This window comes from Rhizobium leguminosarum (assembly GCF_001679785.1).
GTDB lineage: Bacteria > Pseudomonadota > Alphaproteobacteria > Rhizobiales > Rhizobiaceae > Rhizobium > Rhizobium leguminosarum_R.
Map to the genome: position 1 here is coordinate 317171 of NZ_CP016286.1, position 20454 is coordinate 337624.

The 20454-nt window shown below is 61.4% G+C and carries 19 protein-coding genes and 1 pseudogene; 19 read left to right on the forward strand and 1 reads right to left on the reverse strand.

What is annotated here, in order from left to right:
* The first annotated feature begins 8 nt into the window (after window positions 1-8).
* From BA011_RS01740 to BA011_RS01820, 18 genes and pseudogenes are all read left to right on the forward strand, one after another.
* Complete coding sequence (locus BA011_RS01740; protein ID WP_065279214.1) at window positions 9-482, forward strand: terminase small subunit protein; 474 nt, start codon at window positions 9-11, stop codon at window positions 480-482.
* Window positions 448-2019 (forward strand): terminase, encoded by a 1572-nt coding sequence (locus BA011_RS01745; protein WP_065279215.1) that lies wholly within the window; start codon window positions 448-450, stop codon window positions 2017-2019. The genes BA011_RS01740 and BA011_RS01745 overlap by 35 nt, the downstream gene beginning before the upstream one ends.
* A complete protein-coding gene (locus BA011_RS01750; protein WP_065279216.1) occupies window positions 2019-4127 on the forward strand; it encodes a hypothetical protein in 2109 nt (702 codons plus the stop codon). The genes BA011_RS01745 and BA011_RS01750 overlap by 1 nt, the downstream gene beginning before the upstream one ends.
* A gap of 12 nt (window positions 4128-4139) precedes the next feature.
* A complete protein-coding gene (locus BA011_RS01755; protein ID WP_065279217.1) occupies window positions 4140-4451 on the forward strand; it encodes a hypothetical protein in 312 nt (103 codons plus the stop codon).
* Between the two features lie 57 nt (window positions 4452-4508).
* Window positions 4509-5459 (forward strand): IS481 family transposase, encoded by a 951-nt coding sequence (locus BA011_RS01760; RefSeq protein ID WP_072638367.1) that lies wholly within the window; start codon window positions 4509-4511, stop codon window positions 5457-5459.
* Window positions 5460-5575: 116 nt separating this feature from the next.
* Entirely contained in the window at window positions 5576-6661 is a 1086-nt protein-coding gene (locus BA011_RS01765; RefSeq protein ID WP_065279218.1) for a hypothetical protein, read from the forward strand.
* Between the two features lie 15 nt (window positions 6662-6676).
* Window positions 6677-7651, forward strand: coding sequence for a phage major capsid protein (locus tag BA011_RS01770; RefSeq protein ID WP_017990701.1), 975 nt, complete (start codon window positions 6677-6679; stop codon window positions 7649-7651).
* A gap of 22 nt (window positions 7652-7673) precedes the next feature.
* The gene (locus tag BA011_RS01775) at window positions 7674-8459 is read left to right on the forward strand and encodes a hypothetical protein (RefSeq protein WP_065279219.1); all 786 of its coding nucleotides are present in this window, start codon (window positions 7674-7676) and stop codon (window positions 8457-8459) included.
* A 200-nt stretch (window positions 8460-8659) separates the two neighbouring features.
* The gene (locus BA011_RS01780; RefSeq protein ID WP_065282371.1) at window positions 8660-9229 is read left to right on the forward strand and encodes a hypothetical protein; all 570 of its coding nucleotides are present in this window, start codon (window positions 8660-8662) and stop codon (window positions 9227-9229) included.
* 253 nt (window positions 9230-9482) lie between these two features.
* A complete protein-coding gene (locus BA011_RS01785) occupies window positions 9483-10190 on the forward strand; it encodes a hypothetical protein (protein WP_065279220.1) in 708 nt (235 codons plus the stop codon).
* The gene (locus tag BA011_RS01790) at window positions 10187-12010 is read left to right on the forward strand and encodes a hypothetical protein (protein WP_065279221.1); all 1824 of its coding nucleotides are present in this window, start codon (window positions 10187-10189) and stop codon (window positions 12008-12010) included. Before BA011_RS01785 ends, BA011_RS01790 begins: the two co-directional genes overlap by 4 nt.
* Window positions 12007-12423, forward strand: a complete 417-nt coding sequence (locus tag BA011_RS01795) for a GNAT family N-acetyltransferase (protein WP_065279222.1) — start codon at window positions 12007-12009, stop codon at window positions 12421-12423. The genes BA011_RS01790 and BA011_RS01795 overlap by 4 nt, the downstream gene beginning before the upstream one ends.
* Entirely contained in the window at window positions 12389-13393 is a 1005-nt protein-coding gene (locus BA011_RS01800) for a tail fiber domain-containing protein (protein WP_065279223.1), read from the forward strand. The genes BA011_RS01795 and BA011_RS01800 overlap by 35 nt, the downstream gene beginning before the upstream one ends.
* Window positions 13390-13644, forward strand: a complete 255-nt coding sequence (locus tag BA011_RS01805) for a hypothetical protein (protein WP_237352549.1) — start codon at window positions 13390-13392, stop codon at window positions 13642-13644. Before BA011_RS01800 ends, BA011_RS01805 begins: the two co-directional genes overlap by 4 nt.
* 49 nt (window positions 13645-13693) lie before the next feature.
* Window positions 13694-13890: pseudogene (locus BA011_RS46290) on the forward strand (tail fiber domain-containing protein); the annotation flags it as partial.
* The gene (locus tag BA011_RS01810) at window positions 13881-15821 is read left to right on the forward strand and encodes a phage tail tip lysozyme (RefSeq protein ID WP_065279224.1); all 1941 of its coding nucleotides are present in this window, start codon (window positions 13881-13883) and stop codon (window positions 15819-15821) included. The pseudogene BA011_RS46290 and the gene BA011_RS01810, both read left to right, overlap by 10 nt.
* 209 nt (window positions 15822-16030) lie before the next feature.
* A complete protein-coding gene (locus BA011_RS01815; protein ID WP_065279225.1) occupies window positions 16031-16789 on the forward strand; it encodes a hypothetical protein in 759 nt (252 codons plus the stop codon).
* A gap of 270 nt (window positions 16790-17059) precedes the next feature.
* Window positions 17060-18415 carry a hypothetical protein gene (locus tag BA011_RS01820; protein WP_065279226.1) on the forward strand — a complete coding sequence of 452 codons (1356 nt, stop codon included), beginning with the start codon at window positions 17060-17062 and terminating at the stop codon, window positions 18413-18415.
* Window positions 18416-18548: 133 nt separating this feature from the next.
* On the opposite strand, the gene BA011_RS01825 is transcribed toward BA011_RS01820, so the two are convergent.
* On the reverse strand, window positions 18549-19535 hold the full coding sequence (locus BA011_RS01825; RefSeq protein WP_065279227.1) for an acyltransferase family protein: 987 nt from the start codon (window positions 19533-19535) through the stop codon (window positions 18549-18551).
* A 278-nt stretch (window positions 19536-19813) separates the two neighbouring features.
* Here BA011_RS01825 and BA011_RS01830 point away from each other — a divergent pair, with 278 nt between their 5' ends.
* Window positions 19814-20371: an acyltransferase gene (locus BA011_RS01830; protein ID WP_065279228.1), complete on the forward strand. Its 558-nt coding sequence runs from the start codon at window positions 19814-19816 to the stop codon at window positions 20369-20371.
* Window positions 20372-20454 lie beyond the last annotated feature (83 nt).

A 20454-nucleotide genomic window follows, 5' to 3' on the forward strand; every position in this document is an offset into this window, starting at 1 on the left:
GACGCCTCATGGGCAGACCCATCAAGTTCACCCAGGCGATTGCCGACAGGATTTGCGAGCGCATCGCCGACAGGGAAAGCCTCCGATCGATTTGTCGGGATGAAGAGATGCCGGCCATGTCGAGCGTGCTCTCCTGGCTCGCCGATGAGAACAAGGCAGCGTTTCGGGTGAAGTACGCCCTGGCGCGCGAGATTCAGGCGGATGGCTTTGTCGACGAGATGGTCGAGATTGCCGATGACCGCGCAGACGACTGGATCGAAAAGAAGAATGCGAGCGGCGAGACCACCGGCTGGCAGGAGAATGGCGAGGCCATAAGGCGGTCGCAGCTCCGCATCGCCACCCGCCAATGGGTCGCCGAGAAGCTGAAGCCGAAGAAATACGGTTCCAAGGTCGAGCCCGACCGTGGCGTGGTCACGAGCGAAGTTTCGCAGTTGCTGGAAGATATTAATGGCAAGACGCGCGGACTTCCAAACGGCAATTGACCAGTTTTCCGACTGGCGCTGGCGTCTGAACAACCTCTATTGGATCACCGACAAATCGGGCAAACGCGTCAGGTTCGAGATGAACTGGACGCAGATGACCTTTTTCGAAGAGATGCATTATCTCAACGTGCTGCTCAAGGCCCGCCAGCTGGGTCTCACGACCTTCATTCAGATCTTCATGCTCGATGCCTGCGTCTTCAACAGGGATATCCGCGCCGGCACGATCGCCCATACGCTGGGCGACGTGCAGACGATCTTCCGCGACAAGATCAAATATCCCTATGACAATCTGCCTGAGGGTATCCGCAACGCCGTGCCTGTCGTCAGGGCCAATCAGACCGAACTGCTGCTTGGCAATAATTCGAGCATCCGCGTCGGCACCTCGCTGCGCTCTGGAACGCTGCAATATCTGCATATTTCCGAATATGGAAAGCTTTGCGCGAAATATCCTGACAAGGCGAGGGAAGTCCGCACCGGCGCTTTGAATACGGTGCAGGCCGGCCAGCTGGTCTTCGTCGAAAGCACGGCGGAAGGCCAGGAAGGGCATTTCTACACGCTCTGCGAAGATGGCCAGGTCAAGCAGCGCCAGGCGGCACAACTCACCGAACTCGATTTCAAGTTCCATTTCTTCCCCTGGTGGAAGGAGCCGCAATATGCGATCGCGCCCGAAGGCGTCATCATCACCGATGCTTTCGCAAAGTATTTCCGCAACCTGGCCGACCAAGGCATCACGCTGACGGACCGGCAGAAGGCCTGGTACGTCAAGAAGGCCGAAACCCAACTCGGCGACATGAAGCGCGAATACCCCTCGACACCGGCAGAAGCTTTCGAGGCGAGCGTCGAGGGCGCCTATTACGCCGATCAGATGGCGGTCGCCGACGCCGAAGAGCGGATCGGGGTCTTCCCGCATGTCGAAGGCTATCCCGTCCACACCATCTCCGACATCGGCATGGATGACACCAACAGCGTCTGGCTGTTTCAGGTACTGCCCGGTCGTGTCCGAATGATCGGCTATTTCGAGCATACCGGCACCGGCATGGACGGCATGCTCGACGAGCTGGAGCGGCGCGGGGCCGAGCATGGCTATGTCTACGGCGTCCACAACATGCCGCACGACATCAAGGTCAGGGAATGGACGCGCGGCGGCATGACCCGCATCGAGGTGATGCTGAGAGAGGTCAGGGCCCGGGATCTCGGCACCGTCCGCAAGATCGAGCGCGCCTATGTGCACGACCGCATCAACGGCACCAGGCGCATTCTGGCAAAGATCGAGTTCGATCAGGCCGGCTGCATCCAGGGCATCAAATGCCTGCGGAACTACCGCAAGGACTGGGACGAGGATCTGAGCGTCTTCCGCGACGCGCCGCTGCACAATTGGGCTTCGCACGGTGCGGACGCTTTCGGCGGACTGGCGATCATCTTCACCGGCTTGGCGCCGGAACCGCTGAAGCCGCAAGCGAAAACCCTGCCGACCTTCCAGACGATGACATTCAACGAATTTGCCGATTCCACCCCGACCTACAGCGAGCGTGTTTGATGGAAGACGAAACAACGGCTTTGGAGGGCGGGCAGCAATGGGACCTGGCAAAGGTCGGCGCCCGGTGGCAGCAGGAGCTCGAGCGTGCTCAGCGCTATTTTCGCTCCTGGCATGACCGCTGCGTCAAGATCGAGAAGATCTATCTCGACCAGCAGTCCGACCAGACGAATGCAGCCAAGCGTCGGTTTCCGATGCTTTGGGCCAACACCTCGGTGCTGCAGCCGGCCGTCTATGCCCGGGTGCCGCAGCCCGTCGTCGAGCGTCGCTTCAAGGACGCGCAGCCGGTGGCGCGCATGGCCTCCGAACTGGTCGAACGCAACCTCGCCTATATGGGCGACGAAGCCGATATCGATTCCATTATGCGGGCGGTGCGCGATGATTTCCTGCTCTGCGCCCGCGGCACGGTGTGGCTGCGCTACGAGGCCGACTTCGAGCCGCTCGATATGGGCGTCCAGCCCTCCGACGCGCCGGCGAATGGTGGCCTCCTCCCTGGCGGCTTGCCCGGTGGCATGGGCGAGAATGGCGTTCCGCCGGAGGCAATCACCGACGAACGTGTCTGCATCGATTATGTGCACTGGTCCGATTTCCTGCATTCGCCGGCGCGGCGCTGGAAGGATGTGACATGGGTGGCGCGGCGCGTGCCGATGACCGACGAGGAGATGGAGAAGCGGTTCGGCCCGGACGCGATGACATCGCTCCAGACGCAAGGCGCCGGCAGCAACAGGGGCAGCAACCAGACGGAGCGCGCCGAGAACGAGGGCAAGACCCATGTCTGGGAAATCTGGTGCAAGAGCGAAAATTATACCGCCTGGATTGCCGACGGCGCGCCGGTGGCGCTCGAGGTGTCGGAGCCGCCGCTCGATCTCACGCATTTCTGGCCTTGCCCGCGCCCGGCCTATGGCACGATGTCGACCAGCTCGCTGATCCCGGTTCCCGACTATGTCTATTATCAGCAGCAATGCGACGAGATCGATCTCCTGACGAAACGCGTCAACAAGCTGACCGATCAGTTGCGCCTGAAAGTGTTCTACCCCTCCGGCGACGGCGCGATCTCGCCGGCGATCGAGAAGGCGATGCGGCCGGAAAACGACACGGTGATGGTGCCGATCCCGGAATGGGCGGCCTTTACCGACAAGGGCGGCTCGAAGGCGATCGTGACGCTGCCGATCGACGAGGTGCAGAAGGTGATCATCGCCTGCATCCAGGCCCGCAAGCAGCTGATCGAGGACGTCTACCAGATCACCGGCATCTCCGACATCGTCCGCGGCGACACCCAGGCGTCGGAGACGGCGACGGCGCAGCGCATCAAGAGCCAGTGGGGCTCGATCCGCATCCGCGACCGCCAGTCCGAGCTTGCCCGCTTCGCCCGCGATATCATCCGCCTTGCCGGTGAAATCATCTGCGATCAGTTCCAGCCGGAAACGCTGATGCTGGTCAGCGGCATCAAGTTGCCGACCATGGCCGAGAAGCAGCAGGTTCAAATGCAGATGCAGCAGATGCAGATGGCGGCGCAGCAGGCCGCAGCGCGCGCCGGCCAGATGGGCCAACCGGCGCCGCCGCCGCCGCAGATGCCGCCGCAGCTCCAGCAGATGATGCAGCAGCCGACGATCGACGAGGTCGTGCAGCTGTTGCGCAATGACAGCATTCGCGGCTTCCAGATCGACATCGAAACGGATTCGACCATCGAGCCCGACGAGGATGCCGAAAAGCAGCGCCGCATGGAATTCGTGCAGATGATCGGCGGCTTCCTGCAGCAGGCCGGCGCCATGGCGCAGCAGAACCCGATGCTGGTGCCTGTCATGGTCGAGACGCTGCTCTTTGCCGCCCGCGGCTTCAGGGCCGGCCGCCAGCTCGAAAGCACGCTGGAGCAGGTCGGCGCACAGCTCTCCGAGGCGGCAACCGCACCGAAGCAACCGCCGGAGCCGCCGGCCGAGCAGATGATCAAGCTGAAAACGGCTGAGGTGAAGGCCGGCGCCGAACAGCGCAAAGCCGAGCTCGGCGTCGCCCAGGCCGAGATCGAGCATCGCGCCGTGGTCGAGCAGGCGCGCGGCGAGGCGGCAGCGCAGGCGCTGCAGCAGTTCCAGGCGCAGCAGGCCGCCTATCAGTGAACGGAGTGAAAGATGAGAGAACGCTATTGCCGCGTCTGCGGCGGCTGGCACCCGCTCGACAAGTGGCCGCACAACTGCATGCCGGTGAAGAACCTGGCGCAATCCGATCTGCCGGCGCCGCATTTCGTCAGCGACAGCATCGATATCCAGTCGATGCATGACGGCAGGCATTACACCTCGAAAGCCAAGCTGCGTTCGGCCTATCGATCGGCCGGCGTGGTCGAGATCGGCAACGAAAAGCCGCAGCCGATCGAGACACCGAAGACGGATCGCAACGAGATCCGCAAAGAACTGCGGCGAGTTCACGCCGAATACAACGCCTAGGTGTTTAGTCCCGGCATTTGATGGTGCATTATTTTCCTTAGAATGGAGGGAGGCACTATGGGCCAGGTTCTACACGGGAGCGCCACAACGACAGAGGCAATCCGTCGAGCAATACAAAATAGTGAAGAGAGCCTGAGAGCGCTTTCAAAGCGGTATGGGGTCAATCAGAAGACAATAGCCAAATGGAAGAGACGGACATCATTGGCCGATCTTCCGACAGGCCCGAAGGACCCGCATTCGACAATCCTCTCCCTTGAAGAAGAAGCCGTCATCGTCGCCTTTCGCAGGCATACATTGCTGCCTCTTGATGACTGCCTCTATGCCCTTCAACCGACGATCCCGCATCTGACACGTTCGTCCCTGCACAGGTGTCTGCAGCGCCACGGCATTTCACGCCTGCCGGAAGTGAAAGGCGACAAAGAACCGAAGAAAAAGTTCAAAAGCTACCCGATCGGCTACTTCCACGTCGATATTGCCGAGGTGCAGACGGCTGAGGGCAAGCTCTATCTCTTCGTGGCGATTGATCGCACGTCCAAGTTCGCCTTCGCTGAGCTCTATGCCAAAGCTGGCAAGATGAATGCCGCCCAGTTCCTGCGCAACCTGATCGCGGCGGTGCCCTACACCATCCATACTATCCTGACCGATAATGGCATCCAGTTCACCAACCGGGCCTGTGACCAAAATGCCTTCCAGCACATCTTCGACCGAGTCTGTGAGGAATACGAGATCGAGCATCGCCTGACAAAGGTTAAGCACCCATGGACCAATGGGCAGGTCGAGCGGATGAACCGGACGATCAAGGAAGCGACTGTCAAGCGCTTCCACTACGACGATCACGCACAACTGAAAAAGCATCTCGCCGACTTCATCGACGCCTACAATTTTGGGCGCAGGCTCAAGACACTAAAGGGCCTCACCCCCTACGAGTTCATCTGCAAAAGGTGGACTTCCGAGCCAGATCGATTCATCATCGATCCTATCCATCAAATGCCGGGACTAAACACCTAGAGCCCAATAGGGCCTCTAACCTTTTGTTTGTACGCAATTCCGGACGGAAAACCGCTTCGCACTTTTCCTGGAATTGCTCTAACGGGCATCAATCCCCGACAAAGGAAGTTTCCGACATGGATATGGAAGACCTGAACGAGGCCGGCAACGGCAGCGAAGATTTTGGCGCGTTCGACGAGAAGCCCCTGAATGACAGGCCAGGCAGCATCCGCGACAGCCTGAAGGCGGCGATCGACACCGTCGAAGGCAGCGGACCGGGCGATATCGCCGGCCAGCCGCGCGACGGGGAAAACGGCCGTTTCCTGGCCAAGGGGCAGGAGCAAGCCGCAGCGGCGAGGGCAGGGCAGGCGTCCGCGGCAAACGCCGCTCAACAACCGCCTCAAGCACAGACCGAGATGCAGACCCGTGAACAGCCCGCAACCATCGGCAGCCGGGTTCCGCCCGGCTGGTCGGCGGAAGCCAAGGCGCAATTCGCAAGCCTTCCCGGTGAAGTGCAGGCAGCCATCACCAAGCGGGAACAGGAGGTCGATAACGGCTTTCGCGTCCTGCAGGATTACAAGGGGCTCGAGGAGTTCACGCCGCTCATCCGCCAGGCCGGCATGACCCATGCCGATGTCATGCGCCGGGCGATCGACTGGGAAAAGGCGCTCATCCGCGATCCCGTCAATACCGTCGTTCACGTCGCCAGGATGGCCGGGGTCAATCTTCATGCCCTGGTCAATGGCCAGACGGAACAGGTCCTGCAGCGGAGTTCGCAGCAGGCCGGACCACAGCAAGGAGGGCCGCAGCCGCGACACGTCAACGTCGAGGCGACGGTCGAACATGTTTTGCGGAAAAGGGACACCGAAACTCAAGTCGATGCCTTCCTTTCCGACCCGGCAAACGCGCACGCCGATGACGTGCTGGACGATATGATCGCCCTTATCAACGCAGGGCGGGCATCATCGCTTCAGGACGCCTACGACGCCGCATGCTGGATGCGCCCGGACATTCGCCAGCAGTTGATCAGCCAGACTGCGCAGGCACCCGTCCGAGAACAGCAAGCCCAGAGGGCAGCAGCGGCAGATCAAGCCCGCCGCGCCTCGCGATCCATCTCTGGATCTTCCGCACCGGGCCCGACCCGCGATGCGGCAAGAGGCCAGCCCACGTCCATCCGAGACTCGCTGCGCGACGCCATGCGCTTTTCGCGCGGTCAAGTCTGATCGAAGGAATGATCAATGCCCATCTCGCCCAACCTCTCTGAAATCGTGACCACGACGCTGCGCAACCGCAGCGGCACGGTCGCCGACGACGTGACGAAGAACAACGGCCTTCTCACCCGTCTGAACAGCCGCGGCCGCAAGAAGCCCATCTCCGGCGGCCGCACCATCGTCCAGGAACTGCAGTACCAGGAAAACTCGACCTTCAAGCGCTATTCCGGCTACGATATCCTGAACGTTCAGCCTTCTGACGTCATCACCGCTGCCGAATACGATCTCAAGCAGGCGGCGGTCGCCGTCTCCATGTCGGGCCTCGAACAGCTGCAGAATTCCGGCGAGGATGCGATCCTCGACCTGCTCGAGCAGCGCATCGAAAACGCCGAAACGACGCTGAAGAACAACATCGCGCTCGACTGCTATTCCGATGGCACGGCCGATGGCGGGCGTCAGATCGGCGGGTTGCAGCTGTTGATCTCGACCTCGCCGACATCAGGCACCGTCGGCGGCATCTCGCGCGCTACCTGGGGTTTCTGGCGCAACCAGAAATTCTCGGCCTCGGCCGATGGTGGTGCAGCCGCCTCGAACGCCAACATCCAGAGCTACATGAACCGGCTCTACATGTCCTGCGTTCGCGGCTCCGACGCACCTGATCTGGTCGTCGCCGACAACAACTTCTTCCGCCTCTACTGGGAATCGCTGCAGGCGATCCAGCGCATCACCTCCGCGGACAAGGGCATGGCCGGCTTCCAGTCGCTGCAGTACATGGGCGCCGACGTGATCTTCGACGGCGGCTTCGGCGGCGGTGCGCCTCTCAACCAGATGTTCTTCCTGAACACCAAGTACCTGTTCTACCGCCCGCACCGTGACCGCGACATGGCGCCGATCGGCGACGAGCGCATGAACACCAACCAGGACGCCTTCGTGCAGCTCATGGGCTTCGCCGGCAACCTCACCATGAACAACGCCTTCCTGCAGGGCGTGTTGTTCGCCTGATCGTCAACGAAAGGAAAAGCAAATGTCGATCGCTTCAATCCAGTCCGATCGTCTTGGCGCGAACCCGTTCGTCGTCGAAGGCCCGATCGTCTCCGGCTCCGGTATTCCGGGCCCGAATTTCTCCCTCGGCGCTGTCGCCGGCGGGGACCGCGAATCCGAATGGGTCTATTGCCAGCTGGTGCTGGCCTCGCAGACGACCCTTCAGCCCGGCCAGTGGTTTCAGTGGACCCGGGATTATGTCGCCTCGCTGCTGACCACGGCGGCTGCCGTCGTCGGCCAGCGCTGCGGCGTCTTTTCGGGTGCCGCCCAGCCCCCGACACTGACCGGCGGTCCGGTCGGTGCCATCACGCTTGCACCGGGCACCTATTACATCTGGCTGCAGCGCAACGGTCAGGCGCCGTCTCAGGTGGCAACCGCAACGGCGGCCCTCGTCGTTGCCGAAACCACGACTACGGCAGGCCAGGCGAGCGCCCCGGCATCGGCCACGGCAACCACCAAGGCCATCGCCAACGTCAACTTTGCGGCGGCCAACCAGACGTTCACCGCAACCACGGTCAACGGCTCCAACCTGCTGACGAGCCTTTCCGGTCTGAATGCCGGTTCCGGTCCGTTCATCGGTGCTGCCGTCTCCGGCACCGGCATATCAGGCGGAACCACCATCTCGGGCATCACCTACAGCCCGAGCGGCGTCGTGCAGAGCATCACGCTCTCAGCCAACGCCACCGCCAACGGCACGGGCATTACCATCACCGCAACGGGCGTGCTCGAGGCAACGCTGATGCGTCCGTTCCTGTCGAAGGTGAACTAAACCAAGCATCGACGGGCGTTTCGGCGCCCGTTCAACTGACAAGGCCTGCAAACTTCTCTCCGTCATGCTCGGGCTTGTCCCGAGCATCTGCCACCCGTCGATGCGCAGCAGATCCTCGGCACAAGGCCGAGGATGACGAGGAGGAGATGCTTCCCGTGCCCATTCCCCATTTCCCCGCCATCAACAGCGAGACACGCACCATGCCCGACAACAGCACCGGAATTTATGCCTCCTTCAGCCTCGAACCGGTCGAGCAGACTTTTCTGACGGAGAGGGAAGGCCGGCCGATCTTTGCCGACAAGGAATTCGTCCGCATCTTCATCTCCGGCGACAAACACACCGAAGTCTATCGCGAGGTCACCGACAACGACAAACAGCGCTTTTCCGACGCCTATAAGCGCTTCAAGGAAGGGGCTGCCGCCCGCGAGCAGCTGACCGGCACGCCGCTTTCGCAATGGCCCTATCTCAAACCCAGCCAGATCAAGGAGCTGGAGGCGGTCAATATCTATACCGTCGAGCAGCTCGCAGCCCTTTCCGACACCGTCAAGCAGAAGATCGGCATGGGTGCGAACGAGCTCGTCGCGGCTGCCCGCGCCTATCTTGCCACCGCTGAAAACTCGAGTGCTGCCTCCGCCTTTGCCGCCGAAAACGAGAGGCTGAAGGACGAGGTGACGCGGCTGCAGGAGCAGATGAAGGAGATGGCCTCGCGCTTCGAGGCGCTCGAAAAGGACGGCGAGGGCGGCAAGGGCCGCAGCCGGCAAGCGGCCTGACGAAGCGCTGACACAAGCCGCCCCCTCATCCGCCCTACGGGCACCTTTGCCGGGGTTGAGCCACCGGTCTCAACCCGTCCTTCGGACCCCCGCTGGGGAGAAGAGGGAATCGAGACCTCGCGGCATAACCCCTTCGCCCCAGCGGGGAGAAGGTGCCGGCAGGCGGATGAGGGGGCCACGCGGCACAACCCTCAAGCAAATTCACCTACCTTGCCACGCCCCACAGCAACTGCTCTGAACGGGAGATCCGCGCATGTCGCTACTGACCATCATTCAGAATGTCTGCGCGGAAATCGACCTCGATCCGCCGACGGCCGTCATGTCCTCGGCGGATCCGCAGATCATGCAGCTGCGCATCCTCTCCACCCGCGCCGGCCGGGACCTGATGCGCGAGCATGACTGGTCGACGCTGATGGTGCAGCGGCAATTCGCAACGACGGGCGCCAACCCGGAGCCGGCCGAGCCGCCCGCCGACTGGGACCGCTTTGCCGCCAATTCGAAGATCTGGAATGCCTCGCGCCTCTGGCAGCTCAACGGCCCTGTGGAGCCGCAGACCTGGCAGCGCAACACCATCATCAATTCGAACCCGGTGCCGCAGATCTGGCGCATGGCCGGTGGCAAGCTCGACATTCATCCGAACGCTGCCGGCGAGACGATGGCTTATGAGTATATTTCCGGCTTCTGGGTGGCGCTGAATGGCGAGGCGACCTATGCGGCCAATTGGGCTGGCGACACCGATACCGCCCGTTTCCCCGAAGACCTTCTCGAACTCTCGCTGATCTGGCGCTGGAAGCGGGCCAAGGGCCTCGACTATGGCGAGGAGATCGCCAGTTTCGGGCGATCCAAGGAAGCCGCGATCGGCGCCGATCGGGCGGCAGCGCCCGTTGACCTCTCGCTGCCAGGCAGGGGCCAGGCGCCTGACAATTATTGGTCCGGCACGATCACGGTTTTGAACCCATGACCCGCAGACCTGTCCCTCAAAACGGGCGCACCCGCCGCGTTTCGCCAGGCAAAGACTGGATCGCGCCGATCGGCGGCTGGCGAACCGATGTCGAGATGGCCGATATGCCTGAAGATGCAGCGTTTCAGCTCGACAATTTCTTTCCCGAGGCCAACCGGGTGCGCGCCCGCTACGGCTTCCTCGCCTTCGCCACCGGCCTTGGCGCCGACGTGCAGACGGTCATTCCCTATTCCGGCGTCGGCAAAAGGCTGTTTGCCGCCGCCGGCGACAAGATCTTCGACGTGACGGCGGGCGGCGCTGTCGGTGCACCCGTCGTCTCCGGCATGGCAAGCGCCCATTGGTCGGTGCAGCAATATACCAATCCCGCCGGCCAGGAGTTTCTGCGCCTGGTCAACGGCCTCGACACGCCGCTGCTCTTCAACGGCACTGCCTGGACGAATAATTTTCTGGTCGGCACGGCAACGCTCGCCACCCAGAACGTCGCAGTCCGGAACACGGCCTATACTCTGAGCTTCTTCGGCACCGGCTCCGTCACCCTTTCCGGCGCTTTCACCGGCACGCTGAACGGCACGGGCGTCGCCAACCGGGTGTCGCTGACCTTCACGCCGGCGGCCGGCACACTTGTCGTCACCGTCTCGGGAACGGTGACTAATGCGCAGCTTGAGACGGGCGCGGTCGCGACCCCTTACGTTCCCTCGACGATGATATCAGGCATTCCGGACGCCTCGCTGCTGATCGCCGTCACCGCCTATCGCTCGCGCCTGTGGTTCATCGAGAAGAATTCGACCAATGTCTGGTATCTCGCCACCGACGCCGTCAGCGGCACGGCGACGGTGCTGCCGGTCGGCGGCAACATGAAATATGGCGGCACGCTGATTGCGATCAACGTCTGGACCATCCCGGTTTCGACGGGCCTGCAGCAGTGCCTGGTGCTGATCTCCTCGGAAGGCGAGGTGATCGTCTTCCAGGGGTCCGATCCTTCGAGTGCTTCCAATTGGGGCCTGATCGGCACCTTCAAGCTCGGCCGGCCGCTCGGCACCGATCGATGCCTGCTGTCGGTCGGCGCCGATCTGGCGATCATGACGACGGATGGCATCGTGCCGATCACCAAGGCCGTGCAGCTCGACCGGGGCGCCACCAGCCTCGGGGCGATCACCGCCAAGATCGGCCCGACCTGGCGCGAGACCGTTGCGGCGACCGGCACGACCTCTGAGGAGTGGCAGCTTTCGAGCTTTCCGGCGCGGCAGATGGCGATCGTCAACCTGCCGTCCTCCTTCGGCCCCTATCAATATGTGATGAACACCGAAACCGGGGCCTGGTGCCGCTTCGTCGGCATGCCCGCCTCCTGCTGGACGACGTGGCAGGACCGGTTGTTTTTCGGGGCGGGCGACGGCACGGTTTATGAGGCCGAGGTCGGGGCCAACGACAATGGCGTGGCGATCGATGCGCTGATGGTCGGCGCCTGGAGCCGCTATGGCGACGGCCTCTCGACCAAGCTCTCGAAGCTGATCGGGGTGACAGCGCAGATCGGGGTTTCCTCGCTGATGTATGCCGGCATCTCGGTCGACTACCAGACCAAGATTCCGACAGCGCTTCTGTCATCGATCGAGAACAATACGGCGGCGAAGTGGGGAACGGCGGTCTGGGGCGTCTCGAAATTTCCCGGCATTTCGCTCGTCCGCAAATTCGCCTCCGCCGGCGGCGCCGGTTCAGCCTTGGCGCCGACGATCCGGGCGCTGATCTCGGGCTCGTCCGGCTCCGTCTCGGAAGCGGCGGTGGTTGGCGGCTCCGTGCTTTACGAAAAGGGCGCGCCGATTTGATCGTCTCCGAACCGCGCGAGGAGATTGCGGCCTGGGTCGGCAACAGGATCGGCGTGAGCTTCCATCCGCCTTACACGACGCTCGCCCATATCGACCGCGGCCGGATCATCGCCGGCTTCGTCTTCAATGTTTGGACCGAGCATGACGTCGAGGTGTCGCTTGCCGCCGACCGGCTGACGCTGACGCTGATGCGATCGGTCTTTCGCTATGTCGTGCATCAGCTCGGCTGCCGCCGCGCAACCGCAAGGACCCGCGCCGACAATGCCGAATCTCAGAGGGTTCTGGCAAGACTGGGCGCACGCCTGGAAGGCCGCCAGCAGGCCTATTTCGGCGACTGCGACGCGCTGCTTTACGCAATCATGAAAGAGGATTTTCCCTATGGTCTCCACGCCGAAGGCCCCAAAGGCGCCTGATCCGACACAGACCGCAGCGGCGCAGACGGCCACCAACGTCGACACCGCCATCGCCAATGCGGGGCTGAGCCACACCAACCAGTACACGCCGGACGGCTCGCTGGAATACAAGGTCAGCGGCTACCAGACGATGACCGACCAGAACGGCAAGACCTATCGGCTGCCGACCTATTCGGCCTATCAGACCTATTCGCCCGAAAACCAGGCGATCTACGACCAGACGCAGCAGACGCAGCTCGGCCTTGCCAAGCTCGCCAACGACCAGACCGGCAAGATTTCGGGCGTGCTCGGCACCAATGTCGATCTCAGCGCCGGCAATGTCGACAAATATGTCAACGATCACTGGCAGTCCGGCTTCAACAACCAGTGGGACCGCGATCGGGCGAGCCTCGACCAGAGCCTTGCCGACAAGGGCATCTCGATGGGTTCGGCCGCCTATGACAACGCGCTGCGCGATTTTTCGACGCGCAAGCAGGCCGCATCCGACCAGTATCTGGGCGATATGTATTCGAATGCTGAGAATTCGATCCTGACCGAGCGAAACCAGCCGTTGAACGAGATTTCGGCGCTGATGTCGGGCTCGCAGGTCCACCAGCCGAGCTATGTCAACACGCCGACGACGCAACTGCCCACTGTGGATCAGGCTGGCCTCATCAATGAGAATTTCAATCAGAAGATGGGTCTCTACAATCAGCAGCTCGCCCAGTCGAACGCCGCCATGGGCGGCCTGTTTGGTCTTGGCGGCTCGCTGCTCGGCGGCTGGGCGAAATCCGACCGGCGGCTGAAGGAAGACATCAAACGCGTCGGCACGCTCGACAATGGCCTGCCGGTCTACGCCTTCCGCTACAAGGACGGCGGCCCGACCCAGATCGGCCTGATGTCCGACGATGTGCGCGCGACCCATCCGGACGCCGTGTTCGAACACGCCGACGGCTTCGACCGCGTCGATTACGAGAGGGCAGTCGTATGATCCCAACCATCTTCGGCGGCGATACCGGCAAGACACAGGGTGACCTCAGCGACCAGCGCAAGCGGCTGGCCTACGCCATTCTGCAGCAGGGCACTGATACGAGCCCGATCCAGTCCCCCTGGGAAGGGGTCGCGCGGCTTGCCGAAGGCGGGCTCGGCGGCTTGGCGATCCGCCAGCAGCGGCAGGAGCAGCAACCGGGTGGCGCCGCAGGGACCGCCGCTCCGGCGGCCGCGCTTTCCACCCCGCGGTGACCGCTCCCGGCTTCCTGTCGTTGCTCTTCGGCGGCGGACCAGTGCGCCGGACCGGCGGCTGAAGCAAGGCATCAGGCGCATCGGCACGCTGGATAACGGCCTACCGGTCTATGCTTTCCGATAAAGGACTGCGGCCCGACCCAGATCGACCGGATGTCCGACGATATGCGCAAGATTCATCCGAACGCTCGAACAGACGGTTTCGACCTTGTCGATTACGAAAGGGCAGTGAACTCATGTCATTAAAGTCATTCATATCAGGTGGTGATACCGGCAAAACGCAGGGCGAGATCAGCGACCAGCGCAAGCGGCTGGCCTACGCCATGCTGCAGGAGGGCATGGAGTCGGGCCCCGTACAATCGCCTTGGCAAGGGGCTGCGCGTCTTGTCCAGGCACTCATGGGTGGACTGGCGATCCGTCGGCAGGAGCAGCAGGCAAGCGGCGACGGTAGCGCGGCGCCGGCTGCCGAGCCAGGCGGCTTTCCCTTCGCTCCGCTGCCTGATAACGGGCCTGTTCCGCCGCAAAGACCCTATCTCGACCCCCAGCCTATGGCTCCGGCCGCCCAGCCCGGCGCCGGTCTCTTCGCAACGCTGCCCGACAACGGACCCATTCCGACGCCGAGGCCCAATCGCGACCCGATGGTCACGACGGATTATCGCCGGGAACAGCCTATGGCGGCCGATCAGCCTGGCGACGATCCCTTCGGCCCGCTGCCTGACAACGGACCCATTCCGACGCAGAGACCGGCGTACCATGCCCCCGCGGCATCGGCCGCCCAGCCCATCGACGGCAATGTCTATGACGGCTTCATGCGCGCGGTGAAGACCAAGGTCTCGAACCCCTATGCGCTCGCCGCCATTGCTTCGACGGGCCAGTCCGAAAGTAGCTTTTCGCCCAAGCGAGCCAACAGTTCCTGGTCCGACCCGAGTCAGAGCGGGAAGGAAGGCACCTCCGGCGGCATCATGTCGTGGCGCGATAACCGCCTTCAAAAGCTCTATAACTTTGCTACCGCCAAAGGCGAAAAACCGGGTGCGATCAGCCCGCAGACGCAGGCCGAGTTCTTCCTGCAGGAAGATCCCCGGCTGATCGCCAGGCTGAACAGCGCAAGATCGGTCGAGGAGGCGCAGCGTCTCATGAACAATGCCTGGCGATTTGACGGCTACGATCAGCCGGGGGGCGAGGCTGCCAAGCGGCGCGCGCGAGCAGAGGCCTTTCTGCCGCAGTTCATGACCGCGGGCGCCGATCCGTCGTTCATCGCCATCCCTGACGCCGATCCTTTCGCTCCGCCGGCCAACATACCCATTCCGACGCCCAGACCCTATCGCGACCCGGTGGTGACGACGGATTATCGTCGCGACCAGCCGATGACGCCCGAACAGCCTAGCGACGATACGTTCGCTCCGCTGCCTGATAACGGCCCCATTCCGGCACCGAGACCGGGATATCGCGATCCACAGGTGACGACGGACGATCGTCGGGGACAGTCTGCGGCGCCGGCCGCGGGCGGTGGCGCGGCCACATCCGCAAACGATGGGGCAGCGCTTAAAACCATTTTGTCCGATCCCACTCGTCGCGCCGAGTTGCCGGCCGGCATGCGCAACAACAATCCCACCAATCTCAAATACGTCGGCCAGCAAAGGCCAGGGATCATCGGCCCTTCCGAGAACACCGACCAGGGCGATCGACAAGTCGTCTATGCGACGCCGGAAGCTGGCATGGAGCACAATTTCTGGCAGGTCATGAGGAAGTATCGAAAAGGCATGCTGACGCCGAATCAGATCATCGCTGGAGACGGCGGCTGGACACCCGGCGCTTTCGGAGCGGCCGCAAATATCGCGCGATCGATGGGAATCGACCCTGACGACGATATTCGCCTGACTGACCCATTAATGGCAAAGAAATTCCTTCGCGCCCTCATTACTCAGGAGCAGGGAACGTCGGGCGATCTTTATCCGGACAGCATGATTGAAGCGGCGATCGCGGCACAGCCCAAGGCGGCCGCGCATGCCGTCCCTTCGCTGCCGGCCAACGTGCCCATTCCCACGCCGAGGCCGGATATTGACCCGCGGGGTGCGAAGGACGATCGCCGCGGACAGAACGGCCCGCCGGCCGACTTTGGCAAATCGGCCGCGCTCGTACGCGCGCTACTTGCTCGGCAGCAAAGTGGCCTTTGGTAGGAACGAATTTAAACATTCCTAAGATTTTGCAGCACACATTAATGGCCTCGCGATGCGCGGGGCCTTTTCTTCGGAGACGATGAACGCCCAGAAAGCCCTCGAGCGGCGCTGCTCGCAGCCGAAAAGCATGTCTGTGTAGTCGACGGTCTCTCATCCTCGACTACCGGCTGCCTCTTCCAATTTGAACGGCAAAGTTGTAGACGCATCTCATGATCAAGAAGCTCCTCAAAGCGGTATTACCGAAATCGGCAATTGTCGCCGCCTATAAGTGGCATACGCGGGAAAGGCGATATAGATCTTGGGCCCACGCGGCAGCGGCCAGCCCAGAGTACGGGTCGCGGGATCTCACGGCTTTCAGGGTGGCGCGCTCGCGGCAAATCGTCGGCGACGAGGATTCCTGGGCAAAGCCGCCCGAAGAACTGCTCCAGACCTTCGACATGCCCTCTGGCCGGTTCGTTGATTTCGGCGGTTCAGCCGGGGAGATGTGCGCCGTCCTGCAACGGCGGTTCCCTTCGTGGTCATTCACCGTGGTCGAGACCAAGGCAATGTCGGATGCATCGAGGGCGCTGCGCCCATCAATATCGCATTCTGATCAACTGCCCGATGGATGCGATGTCTTCTATAGCAGCGGAACGCTTCAATATCTGGCTGATCCTGAACGGCTATGGAGTGATGCTCTCGGCAGGACGGGACGGTACGCTTATCTGGCGCGGAATTGTTTCTCCAATCGGAAGACATTCAGCGTCCAGTTATCCAGGCTCTTTGACAATGGCGCTGGGCCGATTCCTGAAGGGTTCGACGACGTCAATATCCGCTACCCGCATCAGACCATTTCAGAGGCGTCGTTGACCGCGATAGCTGGTCGAATGGGCTTCGATCTTATCGCCCGGTTCGACGGCCGCAATAGCGGCCTCACAGGCAGCAAAACGGATGCTTACGGAGCAGACCTCTTATTTAAGAGGCGATAGCCCGACGTAGGTCAGAAAGAACGCGGAAAACGGGTGCACTCTTTCGAAGCCACCGTTTCTCCCGCTGCACGATCTCAACAGCGAACAAATTCAAGTGCCCGCCTTTGAAGAAACGGGTGCGTTGCCATGTCCGCGATCGTGAGTGGCCGATCCAGGCTGTCGATCTCTGCGGTGCTCATTCGGTGCGAATACAGTTGCTTGTGCACCCGCCTTCGCCAGACACCACCAATGGCCCCGCATGCGCGGGGCCTTTTTCTTTGGAGACGATCAATGCCCAGGAACCCCTCAACCGGCGTCTATTCAAAGCCTGCCGGTACGACACCCTCTGTCGGCCAGGTCATCGACCCGGTACCATGGAATGCGCTGACGACCGACCTCGGTAACGAAATCACCAACTCGCTGCCGCGCGACGGCTCGGCGCCGATGGTCGCTCCCCTAAAAGCCGCAAGCGGAACAGTTTCCGCGCCAGGTGTCGGCTTCGCCTCGAACCCGCAGACCGGCCTCTATCTGAAGGGCGGCGGGTTGCTGGGGTTCACGCAAAACGGCGTCGACGTCGGGTTCGAAAAGGCTTCGGTTTACGCGGCGAAGTCAGGCGATTATACGGCGCTTGCGTCCGACGACAATGCGGTTCATCGCTTCACGACTGACGCGACCTTAACCCTGATCGCAGCCGCGACGCTCGGCGCGAACTGGCACTATGCCGTCATTGCCGATGGCGGCGATGTGACGATTGATCCGAATGGCGCGGAGACGATCGACGGCGCGGCCACGATGGTCGTTCCGGATGGGTACTCCGCCTTCATTATCTGCAGCGGGTCCGGCTTCTTTTCGAACAAGCTTATGACGAGGATCCTAAGCAAAGCCGACAGTTCCGCCGTGGGCGATTTCGTTGTTGGGCTCATCCTTTCGAACAACAGCAGCAGCCCGAACACCCATGTCGACTTCGCGGCCGGCTCCGCTCGGTCGGGACCACGCTTCGTCTCCAATTCGTCGTCGATCACAAAGCGGATAAATGGGACGTTCGCGGCCGGGCCCGGCGCTGGTGGCCTCGACACGGGCTCAGTTGCGGCAAACGCCACCTACTTCACCTATGCACTGCGCCAGGATGACGATCAGACGTTCGATGTCGTGCTGTCGACCTCTGCGACGATCGCCGGAGTCAACACGGCGCTGCTCACCGGCTACACCATCGTTAAATGCATCGGCGTCGTGCTGACTGACGCAAGCTCGAACATTCGACCGTTTATCCTGTACCCCCGTGACGAATATACCTTCGTGACGCCGGTCAAGGACGCTGTCAGTGCACCGATCTCTTCGACTTCCGCACTCCTCGCGCTGACGGTGCCGAATGGTACACGGGTTAAGGCAAAATTGAGATTCCAGTATACTTCCACCGCCACGACTGCCTCCGCGCTTTTTTCAGACCCATCGCAGGGGATACTCGCTGCAAGCATCGGCAATGACGGTGGCAACGTCGGCGCTGTCCAGGTCGCCAGCAACTATGCCATCGGCTCAGCGGATATATGGACAAACACGAATAAGCAGATCCGCCAAGTCGCGGGCGCAGCCGGCATTATATGGATGTGGACCGACGGATTCTATTTTCCGTGTGGGAGAGCTGCGTAACCGGCTCAATGATTCGCCGCGCAGGGTGTGCTTGACGTCATGAAGTCATTGGTGACCCGGCAGGATGGGAAAAGCAGGATCCTTCGTCAAGGACAGCCCGATAGTGGCAGGAGGGTCCGCGGCCATGGGCTTTTCAGCCGCCGAAATCGACGCCTTCTTCCAAGCGGCGTCGGACTCCTAATTGCTCCATCTTCAGCTTGGCATGGCGCGCGGCAGCGTGGCATGGCTTCTCGATCCATCGATAAAAGGGATAGACCAGAGCAAGGGAAAGAGCGCAGACGATGATCGGCGCCGTCACGATCAGCTCAACAGCAGCCGCTGCTATGGCGTGGACGAGGTAAATCGAAAAGCAAGCGGCGCCGATCTTTTCCAGAGACCTTATCGGGCCTCGGTCTGTCGCGGTTCTGATCTCTGCCAGGATCCAGCATCCCGCTAGCACTGAAAACGGCACCATCGTTAGATAGAAGCCGGCGGCGGTGTTCATCGTCGCCCAATAAAGTGTGGAAGCAGTTACGGCAGTCACGACACGCCAGGCCCAAACATTGCCTGGAAGTTTCAGGCGGTCGAGGTTTTCAGCGAGATAGCAGCCGAGAAGCCAGGCAGGTAACCCGACGACCCAATTGAGTTGCGGCCCGTATTTCATAGCGTTCCCATATTGGTCCGAGCCGAAGCCAATTGCTACGCCATAGGAGGCAATGACCGAAACGGCGATAAGAACCGGCCATCCGATCCGGCGCGATATCGGTAAGATCAGTGGGTACAGGCAGTAGTAGACGGCTTCGCAGACGACGGACCATAGAATGTAGCCGTCTATCGGATTGTAGGCCCTCATGCCCATCGCTTGAGCCAGGATGAAGGCGGCGGCCGCAGGTGGTACGATCCGGATCAAGCGGCCGGAGAGGAATGGCGCAACCTGCAGGTCACGGAACCGATACGGGTAGTGGATGCAGAAGCCGGAAACCACGAAAAAGGCAATTACGGCAGGGTGGCCGGTGAAAATGTATCGCGAGATGCCAGGCATCGACGGCCCAAGCAAATGTGCGAATACTACAGAGAGCGCGGCAACTGCTCTGACCGTATCAAGGCCTTCGATCCTGTTTGAACTCGGAAGTGATCGCATCTCGCGAAGTAACCGCGAAGCGAAAATTTTAGCAATAGACAACCATTAGTGTACCTCTTGGTACCAATATTTATTTAGCCGTCGACATTGAATTTGCATGGAATCGCGACCTCGTCGCTGCTCCTCAGGGAATTGGCGGCAACGGTGCTCAAGCTGGGCTAACCCACGCAACCTGTTTACCAACATCGCTCTCCAAGTTTCCAGCGGGGGATATGCACACGCGATCTCTGGCAATAACTGACGACGTGAGCTAATGACCTCCGAACTTGGAGGAAATCATGGCAGCCGATAAAGCGTCGTACCGGAATCGCGGAGGAATTCTTCAGCGTCTCGTTAGCGCCTACAAGCGATTTCGCTACTTCAGCCGTGCCGGCTCGAATCTGGTTGTCAAGCGCAGCGCAGAGTTCCGGATGGTGAAGCACGCCGTTCTTGAGGTCGGCAGCAATGTCACAATACAAGACTATTCGTTCTTCCAGCTCACGATGCCTGAGCCGAAGGTGTTTATTGGAAACAACACCGTCATTGGGCGCCGGAACATCATCACGGCCAAGAACCGTATATCTATAGGCAATGATGTGCTGATCGGTTCAGATGTCCAGATCATCGATCACGGCCACGGCATGAGGCGAGACGTACCGATCAGGCTTCAGAAGGCCGAAATCGGCTTTGTCGAAATTGGTGATGATGTCTGGATTGGTGCGGGTGCCAAAATACTGATGAACGTCACGATAGGGACCGGTGCCGTAATCGGAGCAAATTCCGTCGTCACCGCCGATATTCCCGACTATGCGATCGCGGTGGGTTCACCGGCGAAAGTTATCAAGTACCGCACTTAAATCGGATTGTAAGTGGGGTCGAATTTGGGACGTACCGCGTCCCGTACTGTATCGAGCGCATCATGCGCGACCATTGATGCCGT